Source organism: Streptomyces sp. NPDC037421, assembly GCF_055602105.1.
Genome location: NZ_JBVJWV010000083.1, coordinates 1 through 3,973 on the forward strand (window position 1 = coordinate 1; position 3,973 = coordinate 3,973).

The following is a 3,973-nucleotide window of genomic DNA, read 5'->3' on the forward strand; positions in this document are numbered from 1 at the left end:
GGTCAGGGCAACTACGCGGCGGCCAACGCCTGCCTGGACGCGCTGGCCGAACAGCGGCGCGCCGACGGACTGCCCGCCACCTCCATCGCCTGGGGCCCGTGGGCCGACAACGGCATGGCCGCGGACGAGACCGTCGCCGAACGCATGCGCCTGGCCGGCATGACCGGACTGGCCACCGACACGGCCTTCGCCGCACTCGCCCGCGCCCTCGGCCGGGGCGACCACACCCTGACCGTCATCGACATCGACTGGGAGCGGTTCGCGCCGGGCTTCACCTCCGCCCGCCCGAGCCCGCTGCTCGCCGGCATCCCCGAAGCCGTCCGTCCCGCCGGACCGGACAGCGCCGACGCCGACCTCGCCGCACGACTGGCGGCGCTGCCGGCCGCCGCCGAGCGGACCGATCTGCTGCTGGACCTGGTCCGTACCCACGTGGCCGGCGTACTCGGCCACGGGTCGCCGCAGCGCGTGGGCGCCGACCAGCCCTTCAAGGGCATCGGGTTCGACTCCCTGACGGCGGTCGAGCTGCGCAACCGGCTCGGCAGGGCCACCGGCCTGGCCCTGCCCGCCACCGCCGTCTTCGACCACCCCAACCCGGCCGCGCTCGCCGCGTACCTCCTCACCGAGCTGTGCGGGGACCTCGGCGACACCGACCCGGAGGAGGACCGGATCCGCCGGGCGCTCGCCTCGATGCCGCTCTCCCGGATCAGAGAGGCCGGCCTGCTGGAAGTGCTGCTGGACCTCGCCGGCCTCGAAGCGGGCGGCACGCAGGAAGCGGCGCCCGACCCGGACGACACGGCCCCGGAGGACATCGACGCGATGGACGCCGACGCCCTGATCCGTCTCGCCATGGACAACACGGACTCCTGACGGTCCGGGAAGTGTGGAGCTGACACATGGTTACGCCCGAAGCAGTGACATCCAGCACGGTGACGCCCGAAGCGAAGCTCGTGGCCGCGCTCCGGACCTCCCTCAAGGAGGCCGAGCGGCTCCGCGAACAGAACCGGCGGCTCACCGAGGCGGCCCGCGAGCCCATCGCGATCGTCGCGATGAGCTGCCGGTTCCCCGGCGGCGTCCGTTCGCCCGAGGGACTGTGGGACCTGGTCGCCGCCGGCCGTGACGCCGTGTCGCCGTTCCCCACCGACCGGGGCTGGAACCTGGAGGAGCTGTTCGACGAGGACCCGGACCGCCCCGGATCCTCGTACGTCCGCGAGGGCGCGTTCGTCCACGACGCCGCCGACTTCGACGCCGCCTTCTTCGCCATCTCGCCGCGCGAGGCCCTCGCCATGGACCCCCAGCAGCGGCTGCTGCTGGAGACCTCCTGGGAGGCGCTGGAGCGCGCCGCGATCGCGCCGGACGCCCTGCGCGGCAGCCGTACCGGCGTGTTCGTCGGCACCAACGGCAGCGACTACGGCACGGTCCTCGTCGGCGGCCCCGAGGAGGTCGACGGCTACCTGGCGACCGGGAACGCCACCAGCGTGCTGTCCGGCCGGATCTCGTACGAGTTCGGCTTCGAGGGGCCCGCCGTCACCGTCGACACCGCCTGCTCCTCCTCCCTCGTCGCCCTGCACCTCGCCGCACAGGCGCTGCGCCAGCAGGAGTGCACGCTGGCGCTCGCGGCCGGTGTGACCGTCATGGCCAGCCCGACCACCTTCACCGAGTTCAGCCGCCAGCGGGGCCTGGCCCCCGACGGCCGCTGCAAGCCCTTCGCGGCGGCCGCGGACGGCACCGGCTGGGGCGAGGGAGCCGGAGTGCTCGTACTGGAGCGGCTTTCCGACGCCCGCCGCAACGGCCACCCCGTCCTCGCGGTGATCCGCGGATCGGCCGTCAACCAGGACGGGGCCTCCAACGGCCTGACCGCCCCCAACGGCCCGTCCCAGCGGCGCGTGCTCCGCCAGGCCCTCGCCAACGCCCGTCTGACGCCCGAACAGGTCGACGCGGTCGAGGCGCACGGCACCGGCACCACCCTCGGCGACCCCATCGAGGCACAGGCCCTGCTGGCCACGTACGGGCAGAACCGCCCGGCCGACCGGCCGCTGCGGCTCGGGTCGGTCAAGTCCAACATCGGTCACACGCAGGCCGCCGCCGGTGTGGCGGGCGTCATCAAGATGGTCCAGGCGATCCGCAACGGCGTCCTGCCGCGCACCCTGCACGTGGACGAGCCCACGCCCCAGGTCGACTGGTCGGCCGGCTCCGTGCGGCTGCTGACCGAGAACCTCGACTGGCGGACGTCCGACGGGCAGCCGCGCCGCGCCGGCGTCTCCTCGTTCGGCATGAGCGGCACCAACGCCCACGTCATCCTGGAGGAGCACACGCCCGACGCCGAGCCCGCTCCGGCCGCTCCCGCCGACTCCGCCGCTCCCTCCGCCTCCCCGGCCCTGCCCTGGCCGCTGTCCGCCAAGTCGGCCGACGCGCTGCGGGCCCAGGCCCGTGAACTGCGGACGTTCCTGTCGGCCCGTCCCGGTCACGCGCCGGCGGACGTCGGCCGCTCGCTCGCGCTCTCGCGGGCCTCCTTCGACCACCGCGCCGTGCTCGTCGCCGACCACCCGGACGCCTTCGACGCCGCACTGTCGGCGCTGGCCGACGGCACGGCGGCCGCCGGCCTGGTCGAGGGCCAGGCACCCGACGGCCGCACCAAGGTCGTCTTCGTCTTCCCCGGCCAGGGCTCCCAGTGGACGGGCATGGCCACGGAACTGCTGGCCACGAGCCCCGTCTTCGCCGACCGCATGGACCAGTGCGAGCAAGCACTGTCCGGGTTCGTCGCATGGTCGCTGCGCGAGGTACTCACCGACGAGGCCGCCCTGGCCCGCGTCGACGTGGTGCAGCCCGCCCTGTGGGCCGTGATGGTGTCCCTCGCCGCCCTGTGGCGTTCGTACGGAGTGGAACCGGCGGCCGTCCTCGGACACTCACAGGGCGAGATCGCCGCGGCCTGCGTCGCGGGCGCCCTCTCCCTCGAAGACGGCGCACGGGTGGTGGCCCTGCGCAGCAAGGCCCTCCTCGCCCTCTCCGGCCGCGGCGGCATGGTGTCCGTCCCCCTGCCCCGCGAGGAAGTGGCGGCCGGCCTCGACGAGCGGCTGTCCATCGCCGCGGAGAACGGCCCCCGCTCGGTCGTCGTCTCGGGCGACCCCGAGGCACTCGACGAGCTGCTCGCCGCGACCGAGGGCGCCCGCCGGATCGCCGTCGACTACGCCTCCCACTCCGCCCACGTGGAGGAGATCCGCGACGAACTCCTCACCGTCCTCGCCGGGCTCTCCCCGCGCCCCTCGGACGTGCCCTTCTTCTCCACGGTCACCGGGGACTGGCAGGACACCGCCGAGCTGGACGCGGAGTACTGGTACCGCAACGCCCGCCGGACCGTGCGCTTCGAGGAGTCCACGCGCGCCCTGCGCGAGCAGGGGTTCGGCGTGTTCGTCGAGAGCAGCCCGCACCCCGTGCTGATCCAGGGCCTCGGCGACTGCGCCGTCGGGTCGCTGCGCCGCCAGGACGGCGGACCGGCACGGTTCCTGCTCTCGCTGGCCGAGGCACACGTGCGCGGCGTCGCCGTCGACTGGTCGCCCGCCTTCGCGGACGCCGGCCCGGCCCACGTCGACCTGCCCACCTACGCCTTCCGGCGCCGGCGGTACTGGCCGCGTCCCGGCACCGGCCGCACCGCCGGGTCCGACCCGGCGGAGTCGGCCTTCTGGGAGGCCGTCGAACGCGCCGACCTGCCGGCCCTGTCCGGCGAACTCGGCGCCGAAGGACCGGCGCTGGACGCCCTGGAGACCGCCCTGCCCGTGCTCACCGCCTGGCGGGCGGGACGCCGGCAGCGGTCCACCGTCGACTCCTGGCGCTACCGGGCGGTCTGGGAACCCACGGCCGCGGACACCCCCGGCCATCTCTCCGGCCGTTGGCTGGTGGTGTCGGCGGAGGCGGGTGCCGACGTGGTGGGGCTGTTGTCGGCGTCGGGTGCCGATGTGGTGGAGCTGGTGGCGGGTGG

General features: G+C 74.8%; 2 protein-coding genes. Both read left to right on the forward strand.

Annotation, left to right across the window (positions count from 1 at the left end; translation table 11 throughout):
- Window positions 1–867 (forward strand): acyl carrier protein (locus ACZ7IF_RS39220; RefSeq protein WP_470981825.1); only part of this gene is annotated, 867 nt, incomplete at its 5' end.
- 59 nt (window positions 868–926) lie between these two features.
- Window positions 927–3,973: type I polyketide synthase (locus ACZ7IF_RS39225; RefSeq protein ID WP_470981827.1), on the forward strand; the 3,047-nt coding region annotated here is incomplete at its 3' end.